A 12,777-nucleotide genomic window follows, 5' to 3' on the forward strand; every position below is an offset into this window, starting at 1 on the left:
TCACCTCATAGGGATGTGGGGATGGTAAAACAAAATTCGGTCTGGCCGTCGCCGCTTTTGGCGTAGATATCGCCGCCATGACGGCCTACCAGGGTCTTGACGATATAAAGGCCCAGGCCGGAGCTGGTGACTTTACTTCCACGGGACCGGTCGCCTTTGTAAAAGCGTTCGAAAATATGGTCGATGGCCTCCGGGCCGATGCCGGGGCCGGTGTTGACGATGTTCATCTGCATCTTGCCGCCTTTGGCCGACAGATAGATGATGATTTTTCCCGCCTGATCGGTGAATTTCACTGCGTTGTCCGTCAGGTTGTAGACCACCTGGAAGATGGCATCATGATCGGCGGAGATCTCCAGCTTGTCCGGGATGTCCAGCGTCAGGTCGATTTCTTTATCGGTGAGCTGCTTTTCAAAGCCAAGCACAATGCGGCGCACCATTTCGCTGATGTCAAAGGTGGTTTTGTTCAGGGCCCGCTCTCCCGATTCCAGCCGGGAAACCTCCACCATGCTGTTGGCCAGACGGGAAAGACGGCGGATTTCCTCCGAAATGATCTTCAGGTAGTATTCCTGTTTTTCCGGCTTGATGGTGCCGTCCAGGATGCCGTCGATAAAGCCGCCGATGGTGGTCATGGGCGTGCGCAGATCGTGGGACACATTGGCGATGAGGTCCCGCCGTTGGGTCTCCATATTCTCGATGGCATCGGCCATGTGGTTGAAGCTGATGGTCAATGCATACAGTTCATCCCGCCGCTTGGGCACGGCCACCCGGCAGCTGAAATCGCCGTGGGCAAAATTCCGGGCGGCAGCGGCAATGTTTTTCAATGGCCGGACGGTGCTGTCCACCATCACATAGGTGACCACCAGCACCACCAGAAAGACGATGAAGATCATCAGGATAAAGGTGCTGGAAATGTTGATGAACAGCTTGAGGGAAGAGTCAGCGGAAAGGGAGGCAAAGACCATGCCCAGCATTTGTCCATCCTCTCCGGAGGCGGGGATGCCCAAAGTGTAGTGGGGAGAGGTAAGGAGACCGGAAAAATTGCCCATTTCCGAAAAACGCCCCTCGTCCTGTACGGCTTTCACAGCGTTCTGAGAGACCTGGGTCACATCTTCATGGGTATAGCAGCCCTCGCCGGTGGCAAAGAACAGAAGTTTTCCCTGGCTGTCACAGACAAAGAGGATGCCCCCCAGGTTTTCGGCCAGATTCACAATGCTGGCCCGGTACATATCATTGTAGGTTTGCAGACTGAAGCTGGAGCCGATCATATTGGGAGCGGTCTGCATATAGGTGGTGGTGATGGAAGAGGCCCGCCGGGCCGCGGTATTCAGGGTTGCGTCCCGTTCTTCGGCGGCATAGCGGCTGATCTGATAGATAAAGGCTCCGCCCAACGCGGTGAAGCTGAGCATGACCACCAGGGAGTAAATGATAAAGTTTTTCAGAAAAATACTTTTCAGGCCCTTCACATGCTCACCGCCCTTCCATCCTGGGTATGATTAGTTTTTGGTTTCGAATTTATAGCCCACGCCCCATACCGTTTTCAGCTCCCATTTGTCGCTGACGCCCGACAGTTTTTCCCTCAGGCGCTTGATGTGTACATCCACTGTGCGGGTGTCGCCGAAGTAATCAAAGCCCCACACATCGTCCAGCAGTTGGGAACGGGTGAATACCCGATTGGGGGAGGAGGCCAGGAAATAAAGCAGCTCGATCTCCTTGGGAGGAATTTCCATTTTTTGGCCTTTGACCACAATGTTGTAGCTTTCCTTGTCGATGATCAGGTTGTCGTATTCCAGCTTGGCCGGGGCGTCATCGTCGTCGAAGCGGCGCATGACCGCATGAATACGGGCGATGACTTCCCGCATTTCAAAGGGTTTGGTGATATAGTCGTCGGCTCCCAGCTCCAGGCCGGAGACCTTGTCGAAGGTTTCTCCTTTGGCGGTGAGCATGATCACCGGGGTTTTGGAAACAGCCCGGATCTCCTTGATCACCTGCCAGCCGTCCATCTGGGGCATCATCACATCCAAAAGCACCAGATCCGGATGAATGCGCTTGAAGGCCCGCAGGCCCTCAGCCCCGTCGGAGGCGCTTTCCACTGTGTAGCCCTCCTGTTCCAGATACAGGCGGAGAAGTTCTCTGATATTTCCATCGTCTTCGATGATCAGCAGTGTTTTTGCCATAAAAAAGGCTCCTTTCCCGCCGCTGGATGTTCCAGCGGGGATGAATTGGGCGAAAGGATAAAAAGAACCTCCCGAAAAAGTGGAAGGGTGGCATTTTCGCTTGATTTTATTATAATGTGTATCCCATTTGATTGCATTAACAAAATGTAAACTAATCTTTGGGAAATTGAGGCCGCAGAGGGCTTTTTCCCGGTGATAGACTTGCAGGGGAGGGGGAGAGCGGGTATAATCGGGGAGACAGAACCACAAAAAGGAGGGTTTGAGATGAAATGGATGATCGCATCCGATCTCCATGGGGCGGCAGGGTATGTGCGCCGCTTGCTGGAGCGTTTTGAACAGGAGGAAGCAGACAGGCTGCTTTTGCTGGGGGATATCCTCTACCACGGCCCCCGCAATGATCTGCCCCCGGAATATGCCCCCAAGGAGGTCATCGCCCTTTTGACCCCTTATAAAGACCGGATCTTCTGCGTGCGGGGAAACTGCGACACCGAAGTGGATCAGATGGTGCTGCCCTTTCCCATCCTGGCCGACTATGCCGTTCTGAGCCAGGGAAACCGGCTGATCTACGCCACCCACGGCCATGTATACAATCCCCAGAACCTGCCGCCGCTGCAGCCGGGAGATGTGCTGCTGATGGGGCATACCCATGTGCCCATGGCCAAGGAGGAAAACGGGCTGCTCTTTTTGAATCCCGGCTCGGTGTCCATTCCCAAGGAACAAAGCCCTCACAGCTATATGATCCTGGAAGAGGGAACATTGAGCTGGAAAGACCTGGACGGGAAAACCTATCAGAGCCGCAGCCTCTAAACAAAAAAATCCCCCGGATGGGGGATTTTTTTGTTATGGTATGATCTGAGAAATCAGTGAATGGAAGCCACCGGTTCCGGTTCGGGAAGAGGTGCATCCTCCCGGGGCATTTTCCGGCGCACCCAGAAATAGCAGCCCAGATGGGCCAGGGCGGTGATGAACCAGGACACCGGGTAGGAAACATAGAGCATGGACAAGGTGCGGTTTGCAGCAAAAAGGGTGAAGATCCACAAAATACGCAGGCCGCAGGCGCCGGTGAGGGAGACGATCATGGGCAGAATGGAATAGCCCATACCCCGCATGACGCCGGCCATCACATCCATGATGCCGCAGAGGAAATAGAGGGTAGCCACAAAGCGCATCCGCATGGTGCCATAGGCGATCACCTGGGGATCGCTGGAATAGATGCCCAGAAGCTGGGTGTGCAGCAGCACGGCGGTGAGGCCCAGGCCCAGGCCCACAGCGGTGACCAGGGCCAGGCACAGACGCATCACCCGGCTGATCCGGTGATACTGACGGGCGCCGTAGTTCTGGCTGGTAAAGCTGAGGGCGGTCTGATAAATGGCGTTCATGCCGTTATAGACAAAGCCTTCGATGTTGCTGGCAGCGGTGTTGCCCGCCATGGCCACCGAGCCGAAGGAGTTGACCGAAGACTGGATGAGCACATTGGAGATGGAGAAGATACATCCTTGCAGTCCGGCCGGCAGGCCCACCCGGACGATCTGCCACATTTTGTCCTTGTAGATGTGCAGCTTGTGCAGATCCAGATGACAGGGACCTTCCATTCGCATCAGGCACAGAAGGATCAGACCGGCGGAAACCACCTGAGAAATGACGGTGGCCAGCGCCACGCCATCCACATCCATGCCGCAGACGATGACGAAAAACAGGTTGAGCACCACATTGATCAGTCCGGCCACAATGAGGAAATAAAGGGGACGCTTGGTGTCGCCCACCGAACGGAGGATGGCGGCGCCAAAGTTATAGAGCATGACTACCGGCATACCGCAGAAATAGATGCGCATATAGGTGGCGGACATATCGATCACATCGTCGGGGGTGCCCATCAGCTCCAGCAGAGGCCGGGCCAACAGCACGCCCACGGCGATGAGAACCACGCCGCACAGCAGACTGAGGAGCACCGAGGTGTGTACCGCCTGGCTCACCTGTTCTTTTTCACCGGCACCGTAGTAGCGGGCCACCAGTACATTGGCGCCCACCGAAAGGCCGATGAACACATTGATGATCAGGTTGATCAAAGCGCCGGTGGAACCCACGGCGGCCAGGGCCTGGCTGCTGGCGAAGCGGCCCACCACCACAATGTCTGCTGCATTGAAGAGAAGCTGCAGGATGCCGGAGAGCATCAGTGGGAAGGCGAAGATCAGGATTTTGCCCAGGAGCGGGCCGCGGCACATATCCACTTCATAGCTGCGTTTTGCCATAATCGATCCCCTTTCTTTGGGGCGTCCCGGGGCAAAAGCAGCGGGGCGCGAACCGTAAAAATTTTATGATGAAAACATTATAGCACGGTAAAGCCAAGGGGGCAACCGGCAGAAACAGGATGAAAGGGCGAGAAAATCCCCCGTCCCCCTTTACGAAAAGGGGGCAAATCGGTATAATATTCCTTACGAAGTCCCCTCCGCCCCCGGGAGGAAACGGACATGATCCATGGGGAGAAATGGCGGTTTTATTATGAAACTCGGAATCGTGGGCCTGCCCAATGTGGGCAAGAGCACCCTTTTTAACGCACTGACCAACCTGAAGGCCCAGTCGGCCAACTATCCTTTCTGCACCATCGATCCCAATGTGGGCATCGTCAATGTGCCCGACAAACGGCTGGATGCGCTGGCAGAAATTTACCATCCCAAAAAAATCACTCCGGCCATCCTGGAATTTGTGGATATTGCCGGTTTGGTCAAGGGCGCTTCCAAAGGAGAGGGGCTGGGAAACAAATTCCTCTCCCACATCCGTCAGGTGGATGTGATCGTTCATGTGGTACGCTGCTTTGAGGACAGCAACATCATCCATGTGGACGGCAGCGTGGACCCGGTGCGGGACATCGGCACCATCAATCTGGAGCTGGTGCTCTCCGACATCGAGGTGCTGGACCGGCGGATCGACAAGGCCCAGAAAGCCCTGAAGGGGGACAAGAAGTTTGCTCATGAGGTGGAAGTGCTCACCCGGCTGCGTCAGCACCTGGAAGAGGGCAACACCGCCCGTACCTTTGCATGCGATGACGAGGAGAGGGAGATCATCGAAGGCAGCGATCTTCTGTCCTATAAGCCGGTGATTTACGCCGCCAATATGGATGAAAGCGATATCGCTGGAGATTACCGGAGTAACCCTCTGTTCCAGGCGGTGGAGGAGTATGCCGCCACCGAAAACAGCAAGGTGCTGCCGGTGTGCGCCCGGCTGGAAAGCGAGATCTCCGAAATGTCTGCGGAGGATAAAGCCATGTTCCTCACCGAGTTGGGCTTTGAGGAATCCGGTCTGGACCGCCTGATCCGTGAATGCTACGATCAGCTGGGGCTGATCTCCTACCTGACAGCGGGTGAGCCGGAGGTGCGGGCCTGGACCATCACCAAGGGAACCAAGGCGCCCCAGGCTGCCGGCAAGATCCACACCGATTTCGAGCGTGGATTCATCCGGGCCGAAGTGGTATCCTATGAAAAACTGATGGAATGCGGTTCCTTTGCCGCCGCCAAGGAAAAAGGCCTGGTGCGTTCGGAAGGCAAGGATTATGTGATGCAGGATGGGGATGTGGTCCTCTTCCGGTTCAATGTGTAATCCAAAAGGGGAGAAGGGAAGACGGTATTATGCCCTGGATGTGCTGCGGGGGCTTTCCATCCTTCTGATGGTGTTTTACCACTGGGGCTACGACCTGGTGCTTTATGGCCTGATCCCCGCCTGGGTGCTGTACAATCCCTTGCTGGATGCCTTGCAGCTTTTGTTTGCTTCGGTGTTTGTGGCCATATCCGGGGCCTCCAGCACCTTTTCCCACAGCAATGTGCGCCGGGGCCTGCGGATTCTGGCCTGTGCGTTGGCGGTAAGCGCCGTCACATTCTGGTTTGATCCTCAGGAGGCCATCCGGTTTGGCATTCTCCATTTCCTGGGGACGGCAGCGCTGCTCTATGCTCTGCTGGCTCCGGTGCTGCGCCGGTTTCCACCCAATCCGGTGCTGTGCCTTGTGCTGTTCTTCCTGACCCGGGCACTGACACAGCCCTATTATGGGGCGTATGGCCTTTGGTGGCTGGGTTTCCGCCGGCCGGAGTTTTCTTCGGCGGATTATTACCCTTTGCTGCCCTGGTTTTTTATGTACCTTTTCGGCGTGTGGCTGGGGGGATTTGTGAAAAGGGGAAAGATGCCCTCTTGGTTTTACCGTGTGCGCCTGCCTTTTCTGGAAAAGGTGGGAAGCCATACCTTGATCGTCTATCTGCTCCACCAGCCGGTGTGCATGGGGCTGACCCTGCTGCTGGTGAAGCTTTGCGGGAAGTAGCATTTTCTGTGTGAAAAGCTGAAACAGAGGAGGGGTGAGCGATGAATGTTTCCATCCATATTTCCGGTTTGATTTTGTTTCTGGCCGGGGTGTTGTTTCTGGTGTCTGCCCTCATCTCCCGGCAGGTTTATCTCTATGCCGCCGGAGCGGTGTGCCTGATCTGCGGCCTGATCTGGATGCGGCCCCGGAGAAAAAAGAAAAGAGAACCAAAAGAAAGCGGCGCCGGCCGGTATCTTTCCTGAAAATGCAATGGAAAACGGGAGAGGATCCTATGGTCCTCTCCCGTTTTGTTATGCCCTATTCTCCCTGGATCAAAGTCATGGGGTCGATGAAGGCTCCGTCCTGGGTCACTTCCAGGTGGATGTGGGGAGCCATGGCGCTTTCGGTGGTCATGGTGCTGCCGCCTCCGCCCACCAGATCGCCCATCTTCACCGTATCGCCCTCTTCCACTGTGGCGTTTTTCATCAGCCCCCGCAAAGTGCTGACAATGCCATTGCCGTGGTCGATGGTCACGCAGTAGCCGGTAAGGTCATCGTGGAAAACAGCGGTGACAGTGCCGTCGCCCATGGCGGTGACCTGTCCGCCATCCTCACAGGCAATATCCACACCGCTGTGGACACGCCAGTCACCCATGGTCTCATCCTGAATCAGGGTGTCGCCGGAAAAGCCCCGCAGCACCTGGCCGCCCTGTACCGGATTGATGAATTTTTCCGCCACAGGCGCTTCCGTCTGGGCGGCGGGCACATCCTCTTCCGGCAGGGAGGAAGGAGCGGCCTCTTCCTCCTGGGGCAGGGGCACAGGTGCCTCAGCGGTGCTTTCTTCCGGCTGGAGGGTTTCCTCTTCCTCCGGCTGGGAGATCTCCGGTGTTTTGGGAAGGGTGTCCACCTGGCTGCTGATCTGCAAAAGCTGGCTTTCTTCTTCCTGATTTCCTCCGGTGAAGAACAATACATAACCCGATACCCCGATGGCCGCGGCACACAGGGCAAGGATTATGTAAAATCCTTTGCCGGAGACGAAGTCCGATGCCTTTTCCATGAATCCCGAATGTTTTTGCTGCATATTGTAGCACCTCCGCCTGTAGTATTGCCTTCCCTGGGAGGGAGTATACCCAATGGGGCGGAGAGAAATGTTTTAATTTTGCAGCAAAATTTCCGTGCCTTTATAGTACCATTTGAGGATCTCATCAAAGGTCTTGCCTTCCAGAGCCAGCTCCCGGGCGCCGTATTGGCTCAGGCCTACGCCGTGGCCATAGCCCACAGTGGAAAACACCAGGGCGCTGTCGCTGGCCTGGAGGGTGAAGTTTGTGGAGTTGAGTCCCAACAGAGTGCGGATCTCAGAGCCGCTCACCCGCACGCCTCCCACCAGCACATGGATGATCCCGCCGGTCTGGCTGCGCTGGGAAGCCCGGAACCAGCCTTGAGGAGGATCGTTGAAGTTGGCTTCCGGATGCTTTTCCCAGAACTTTTCGGCAAACTCCTGGGGGGTGATGGAAACGGTGCCGTAGTAGTTGGGACAGGCTTCTTCCCCGGGGCTGTCCACGCTCACCAGATAGGGGTGGCTTTGGCCCCATACATCCAACGCATCTTCGGTCTTGCCGCTGGAGGCGGCGTGGAATACAGCAGCAATGGCCTGGCCTTCATAGGTGACCACCATGCCGTCGGTGCTTTCCACCGCTTCCCGGATGATCTCCCGGTATTCCTGGGCCTCATCCCCCCACAGGGTCTGTTGGTTTTCTTCCAGATCCACATAGGCCTTGCAGTGGGTGAAATCATCACAGAGCTGAGCGCCCTGGTGAGTATCGGGGATGGCTACCCCTTGTTCATAGGCGTTGAGTTTGTAGAGAGTGTAGGTCCGGGCGGCCACCGCCTGGGCTTTCAGCGCCTCCAGGGGAAAGCTGGCGGGCATCTCGGCAGCCAGCACACCTTCCAGATAATCTCCCAGGGCCAGTTCTTCCACCTGTCCGTCCCGCAAAAGGGTGATGTGGATGCGTTCATCGTAGCTTTCTCCCGTTTCTTCCGGGGCGGGAGCAGGCTGGGCCACCGTCTCTGTGGGGAAAGAAGCGGGGGGCGTTTCTTCTTTTTCGCCGTCCTCCAGCCCCAGGGTGCACAGGGGAAGGGCATAAACCAGCGCCAATGCAGCACAGGCTGTGAGAAGGGATCGTTTCATGGGAAGTTCCTCCTTTCCAGGTCCTTTTCCCATATTTATTCCGGTGGGAAGGCAGATATCCCTGTTCTTTTTGCAGCCTTTGTGCTATGATGGTACTGCTCACAGTATTGGAAAGACCCAGAAGAAGGAGTATTTCACCATGAAAATAAAGAAATTGTTTTTGTTTTTGCCCCCCTTGGCGGCAGGACTCATCACCGCTTTTTTCCGGTATCAGATGGTGGAAAAAACAGTGGACCCCCAGACCGGCATCGCCTCTTCCCACAGTTGGCTCTACGGGATTTATATTTTTGCAGCCCTGGTGGAGATTTTGTTTGTGGCGGCCGGCGTGTTCTTGGGGAAAGAGGGCAAAGTGGGAATCAAAGGCCCCAGGGCCATGGGCTACCGGCTGTTGGGAGTGGGGGCGGCGCTGCTCTTTGCGCTGTCCGGCGGTGCTTATTTTTTCTCCCTGGCCGGGGAAAATGCCGAAGCCCTCACACTGGTGAAAGCTCTGGCGGCGCTGCTGTGCGGCGGCGGTCTTCTGGCCGGGCTGCTGGCCAAAAACAAAGAGGGAGAAGGGGCCAAAGTGTGTCTGCTTCTTCCTGTGTTTTACAGCGCCTTTTCCCTTTTGGTGTTTTATCGGGACAACAATGCAAACCCCTTGGTGTATAGTTTTGCCACCGAGCTCTTTGCTTATATCGCCGTGATGTTCACTTTGTATGGCGCAGTGGCCTTTTTCTTTGGAAAGAATCGGCCCCGGCTGGTGCTGTTTGCCTCTTTGAGCAGCATCTATTTGCTGGTCACCGTGCTGTGCAGCGACAATTTGCTGCCGGCCTTCACCCAGGGGCATATTCATTTTACCGTGGGAGATCTTTTGTCTCTGGGAGCCTTTCTGCTTCTCACCAGTGCCTGGCTCCTGGCCCTGCGCCTGCCCCAGCTGGGAGAAAAATAAAAATATGTCAAAATAGATTTTCCTGGAAAAGCGATTATTTTAGATTGTCCAAAAGCTGCATCGTCATAGGAAATTGTGTACTACCCTTAATCAATTCGCAAAAACCGGCGACCTGTGCGTCGGTTTTTGCACTTCTCAAGGGACAAGTGTGCGCCAAAGGCGTGCACGCAGCCCCTTGCAAAAATTCGAAAAAGTGGTGAAAGTCACTTTTTCGACATGAAAAAACGGCTTCCCGAGGGAAGCCGTTTTTTGATGTACTCTGTTTATTTTTTGGGGTTGATGGCCTGGGGCTTGATGCCTGCGGGGATGGGGCACTTGTAGGTTTCCCCTTCCAGACGCTCCAGGAACTCTTCGTTTGCTTTCTTGATGATCTCCGGGTTTTCGATCAGGTCGATGACAGTGGCGCCCATGACCTTACCGGCACAATTGACGCCCTTGTGAGCGATGGAAGTGCGGTTGCAGGAGGTGAACTGCCAGGAATGACCCGGGGTCTTGGCGGCGGTGGTCACCACATGGATCTGCGCGGTGGGGCAGTTCCAGCTCACATCGCCCACATCGGTGGAACCGGCGCTGGCCTTGTCATAGGACTGGAGGGACAGCAGGAAGTCGTTGAGGGAGACGCCGTGCTCGGCCTGGTACTCGGCCAGCTCCTTGCCCCAGGCCTTGGTGGTGCCGGCAGCACCGTCCATGGCGTTGGGACCGGCTTCGTAATGGGCGATAATCTGGCGGGCAAATTCATGCTCTTCCGGGGTGTACTTGGGCACGCCGATCTCCTTGAAGTTTTCATACAGCTGAGCTTCCAGCACATTGTTGGGAATGGTGTTGGAGCAACCCTTGATAAATTCCATTTCCATGCGGGTTTCGGTCATCAGAGCGGCGCCCTGGGCGATCTTGTTGACCCGCTGATACAGCTCTTCCACCTGGGAGTTTTTGGGAGAGCGGATCAGGTAGAGCACTTCGGCATAGGGCTGCACCACATTGGGGGAATATCCGCCGGCGTCCAGAATGGCATAGTGAACCCGGGCTTCATCGATCATATGCTCCCGCAAAAACTGCACGCCCACATTCATCAGCTCCACAGCGTCCAGAGCGGAGCGGCCCAGATGGGGATCGCCTGCGGCGTGGGCCGAGGTGCCGTAGAAGCGGTATTTCACCTGGTAGTTGGCCAGGGAGGAGCCGCTGGTCACATTGTTGGTGCTGGCGGGATGCCAGGTGATGGCGGCGTCCAGATCCTTAAAGACGCCTTCCCGGGCCATGAAAGCCTTGCCCGAGCCGCCTTCTTCACCGGGGCAGCCGAAATAAATCACAGTACCGGAAACCTGGGGATTGTGCTCCAGATAGTTTTTCACAGCGATGGCCGCCGCCAGAGAAGCGGTGCCCAGGCAGTTGTGGCCGCAGCCGTGACCGGCAGCGCCGGGAACCAGGGCTTTCTTTTCCGGGCAGCCGCCCACCTGGCTCAGACCGGACAGAGCGTCAAACTCGCCCAGAAGGCCGATGACCGGTTTGCCATGGCCATAGGTGCCGGTGAATGCGGTGGGAATGTCCCCCACGCCCTTTTCCACTTTGAAACCCTCCTGCTCCAGCGCTTCACAGAGCTTATCCATGGACTTGAATTCCTGGAAAGCGGTTTCGGCATATTCCCAGATGCTGTCGTTCACATCGTCCAAAAGGGCCTGCTTTTCGTCGATGATGCGGATCGCTTCCGCCTTATTCATGGGGCATTACCACCTTTATATAAAATTTTTGGGACACAAAACCAACGAGTACAGTATAAACGCCGTTTCCGGGGATTTCAATAACCCTCCGGACTTTTTGACAAATCGGTGAAGAGAAGGGGCCTTTTTCCGGCGATTTGCACAGGGGACCCTGGAACAGGGGATGGGGCAAAATGTACGAAAACAGGCCGGATTTTTTGGCACCGCCTGAAGGGACAGATTTGGTATAATAATGTTTGGTGAATATGGCCCTTCAGGGCCTTTTCAGAAAGGGAGGAATTGACCAATGAACAAATATCTGGAACGGGCCAATCAGCTGGTCCCTGAGCTGGTGGAAAACCGGCGGCATTTTCATCGCCATCCGGAAGTGCGCAACGAGCTGTTTGAGACCGTGAAATATGTGAAAGCCCAGCTGGAAGACATGGGCTATCAGGTGCAGGAGATCTGCCAGTGCGGCCTTGTGGTGCTGGCCGGAGGCAAAAAGCCCGGCAAGTGCATCCTGATCCGGGGCGATATGGACGCGCTGCCCATGCCCGAGGATACCGGACTGGAATTTTCTTCGCAGAACCCCGGCGCCATGCACGCCTGCGGCCATGACCTGCATATGGCCATGCTGCTGGGCGCAGCCAAACTGCTGAAAGAGCACGAGGACGAAATCGAAGGCACTGTGAAGATCTGCTTCCAGCCCAACGAAGAGACCTTCGGCGGCGCAAAAGCCATGATCGAAGCCGGCGTGCTGGAAAATCCCCATGTGGACGCCGCTTTTGCCATTCATGTAGGCTCCATGGCCGATGTGGGTACTCTGGACTACGGCAAGGGACTGACCATGGGTTCTGCCGATGGTTTCAGCATCCATGTGAAGGGCAAGGGGTGCCATGGCGCCGCGCCCAACAGCGGCATCTCCCCCATCAACATCGGGGTACATATCTATCTGGCTCTTCAGGAGCTGCTGGCTCGGGAGGTCAACCCGGCCGAGCAGTGCACCCTCACTGTGGGCTCCATGCTCTTCGGCGACGGGGCCACCAATGTGATCCCCTCGGAAGGTGTGCTCAACGGCACCATGCGGGGCTTTAACGCAGAGCTGATCAATCATCTCCGTCAGCGTGTGGAGGAAATCAGCGTGGGTACCGCCCGGGTCTTTGGCGGCGACGCCGAAGTGGAGTGGCTCTTCTCTTCTCCGGCCATGTACTGCGATCCCGACTTCACCGACGAAGTGGTGCGCTATGCTGCCGATGTGGTGGGCGAGGATCGGATGATCCCCAAAAAGAGCCGGGCTACCGGTTCCGAGGACTTTGCCTATTTCGGCGAAAAAGTCCCCAGCCAGATCTTCTGGTTGGGCGCCGGCGTGGACGACAAAACCAAGCGGATCTCCAATCACAATCCCAAAGTCCTCTTCAGCGAGGATGCCCTGCCCTATGGTGCGGCTGTGTACACCCAGTGCGCCATTCAGTGGCTGAAAGAGCACAAATAACTTTGAAATGAAAAAAGGAG

At 56.1% G+C, this 12,777-nt stretch carries 12 protein-coding genes; 6 read left to right on the forward strand and 6 right to left on the reverse strand.

Going from position 1 to position 12,777, the window contains the following annotated elements; genetic code table 11:
* Nucleotides 1-5: 5 nt before the first annotated feature.
* Nucleotides 6-1,463, reverse strand: a complete 1,458-nt coding sequence (locus H6A25_RS03690) for an ATP-binding protein (RefSeq protein WP_204750655.1) — start codon at nt 1,461-1,463, stop codon at nt 6-8.
* A 30-nt stretch (nt 1,464-1,493) separates the two neighbouring features.
* Nucleotides 1,494-2,174 carry a response regulator transcription factor gene (locus tag H6A25_RS03695; RefSeq protein ID WP_204750656.1) on the reverse strand — a complete coding sequence of 227 codons (681 nt, stop codon included), beginning with the start codon at nt 2,172-2,174 and terminating at the stop codon, nt 1,494-1,496.
* Between the two features lie 264 nt (nt 2,175-2,438).
* On the opposite strand from H6A25_RS03695, the gene yfcE reads away from it, so the two are divergent.
* The gene (gene yfcE / locus H6A25_RS03700) at nt 2,439-2,981 is read left to right on the forward strand and encodes a phosphodiesterase (protein ID WP_204750657.1); all 543 of its coding nucleotides are present in this window, start codon (nt 2,439-2,441) and stop codon (nt 2,979-2,981) included.
* 53 nt (nt 2,982-3,034) lie between these two features.
* Here yfcE and H6A25_RS03705 read toward each other — a convergent pair whose 3' ends face one another.
* Nucleotides 3,035-4,423, reverse strand: a complete 1,389-nt coding sequence (locus tag H6A25_RS03705; protein ID WP_204750658.1) for an MATE family efflux transporter — start codon at nt 4,421-4,423, stop codon at nt 3,035-3,037.
* Nucleotides 4,424-4,673: 250 nt separating this feature from the next.
* Between H6A25_RS03705 and ychF the strand changes: the two genes are divergently transcribed.
* From ychF to H6A25_RS03720, 3 genes are read left to right on the forward strand one after another with little or no spacing between them, the layout of a single operon-like run.
* A complete protein-coding gene (gene ychF, locus H6A25_RS03710) occupies nt 4,674-5,768 on the forward strand; it encodes a redox-regulated ATPase YchF (protein WP_204750659.1) in 1,095 nt (364 codons plus the stop codon).
* Nucleotides 5,761-6,477 (forward strand): heparan-alpha-glucosaminide N-acetyltransferase, encoded by a 717-nt coding sequence (locus tag H6A25_RS03715; protein ID WP_204750660.1) that lies wholly within the window; start codon nt 5,761-5,763, stop codon nt 6,475-6,477. The genes ychF and H6A25_RS03715 overlap by 8 nt, the downstream gene beginning before the upstream one ends.
* Before the next feature lie 41 nt (nt 6,478-6,518).
* Nucleotides 6,519-6,719 carry a hypothetical protein gene (locus H6A25_RS03720; RefSeq protein ID WP_204750661.1) on the forward strand — a complete coding sequence of 67 codons (201 nt, stop codon included), beginning with the start codon at nt 6,519-6,521 and terminating at the stop codon, nt 6,717-6,719.
* 55 nt (nt 6,720-6,774) lie between these two features.
* Here the strand turns inward: H6A25_RS03720 and H6A25_RS03725 are convergent, their stop codons facing one another.
* The gene (locus H6A25_RS03725) at nt 6,775-7,536 is read right to left on the reverse strand and encodes a M23 family metallopeptidase (protein ID WP_204750662.1); all 762 of its coding nucleotides are present in this window, start codon (nt 7,534-7,536) and stop codon (nt 6,775-6,777) included.
* A 72-nt stretch (nt 7,537-7,608) separates the two neighbouring features.
* Nucleotides 7,609-8,643: a stage II sporulation protein D gene (spoIID, locus tag H6A25_RS03730; protein ID WP_204750663.1), complete on the reverse strand. Its 1,035-nt coding sequence runs from the start codon at nt 8,641-8,643 to the stop codon at nt 7,609-7,611.
* A gap of 139 nt (nt 8,644-8,782) precedes the next feature.
* Here spoIID and H6A25_RS03735 point away from each other — a divergent pair, with 139 nt between their 5' ends.
* Nucleotides 8,783-9,571: a hypothetical protein gene (locus tag H6A25_RS03735; RefSeq protein ID WP_204750664.1), complete on the forward strand. Its 789-nt coding sequence runs from the start codon at nt 8,783-8,785 to the stop codon at nt 9,569-9,571.
* 263 nt (nt 9,572-9,834) lie between these two features.
* Here H6A25_RS03735 and H6A25_RS03740 read toward each other — a convergent pair whose 3' ends face one another.
* Nucleotides 9,835-11,286, reverse strand: a complete 1,452-nt coding sequence (locus H6A25_RS03740; protein WP_204750665.1) for a M20 family metallopeptidase — start codon at nt 11,284-11,286, stop codon at nt 9,835-9,837.
* Nucleotides 11,287-11,572: 286 nt separating this feature from the next.
* Between H6A25_RS03740 and H6A25_RS03745 the strand changes: the two genes are divergently transcribed.
* The gene (locus H6A25_RS03745) at nt 11,573-12,757 is read left to right on the forward strand and encodes a M20 metallopeptidase family protein (RefSeq protein ID WP_204750666.1); all 1,185 of its coding nucleotides are present in this window, start codon (nt 11,573-11,575) and stop codon (nt 12,755-12,757) included.
* The last annotated feature ends 20 nt before the right edge of the window (nt 12,758-12,777 follow it).

Origin of the sequence: Intestinimonas butyriciproducens (assembly GCF_016901775.1) — a bacterium.
Lineage (GTDB): Bacteria > Bacillota > Clostridia > Oscillospirales > Butyricicoccaceae > Pseudobutyricicoccus.

What these genes read in the sequence shown, in the direction of transcription:
- spoIID (WP_204750663.1), bottom strand. Translation starts at nt 8,643, where the DNA reads ATGAAACGATCCCTTCTCACAGCCTGTGCTGCATTGGCGCTGGTTTAT.
- H6A25_RS03705 (WP_204750658.1), bottom strand. Translation starts at nt 4,423, where the DNA reads ATGGCAAAACGCAGCTATGAAGTGGATATGTGCCGCGGCCCGCTCCTG.
- yfcE (WP_204750657.1), top strand. Translation starts at nt 2,439, where the DNA reads ATGAAATGGATGATCGCATCCGATCTCCATGGGGCGGCAGGGTATGTG.
- H6A25_RS03735 (WP_204750664.1), top strand. Translation starts at nt 8,783, where the DNA reads ATGAAAATAAAGAAATTGTTTTTGTTTTTGCCCCCCTTGGCGGCAGGA.
- H6A25_RS03745 (WP_204750666.1), top strand. Translation starts at nt 11,573, where the DNA reads ATGAACAAATATCTGGAACGGGCCAATCAGCTGGTCCCTGAGCTGGTG.
- H6A25_RS03695 (WP_204750656.1), bottom strand. Translation starts at nt 2,174, where the DNA reads ATGGCAAAAACACTGCTGATCATCGAAGACGATGGAAATATCAGAGAA.
- H6A25_RS03725 (WP_204750662.1), bottom strand. Translation starts at nt 7,536, where the DNA reads ATGCAGCAAAAACATTCGGGATTCATGGAAAAGGCATCGGACTTCGTC.
- H6A25_RS03740 (WP_204750665.1), bottom strand. Translation starts at nt 11,286, where the DNA reads ATGAATAAGGCGGAAGCGATCCGCATCATCGACGAAAAGCAGGCCCTT.
- ychF (WP_204750659.1), top strand. Translation starts at nt 4,674, where the DNA reads ATGAAACTCGGAATCGTGGGCCTGCCCAATGTGGGCAAGAGCACCCTT.
- H6A25_RS03720 (WP_204750661.1), top strand. Translation starts at nt 6,519, where the DNA reads ATGAATGTTTCCATCCATATTTCCGGTTTGATTTTGTTTCTGGCCGGG.
- H6A25_RS03715 (WP_204750660.1), top strand. Translation starts at nt 5,761, where the DNA reads ATGTGTAATCCAAAAGGGGAGAAGGGAAGACGGTATTATGCCCTGGAT.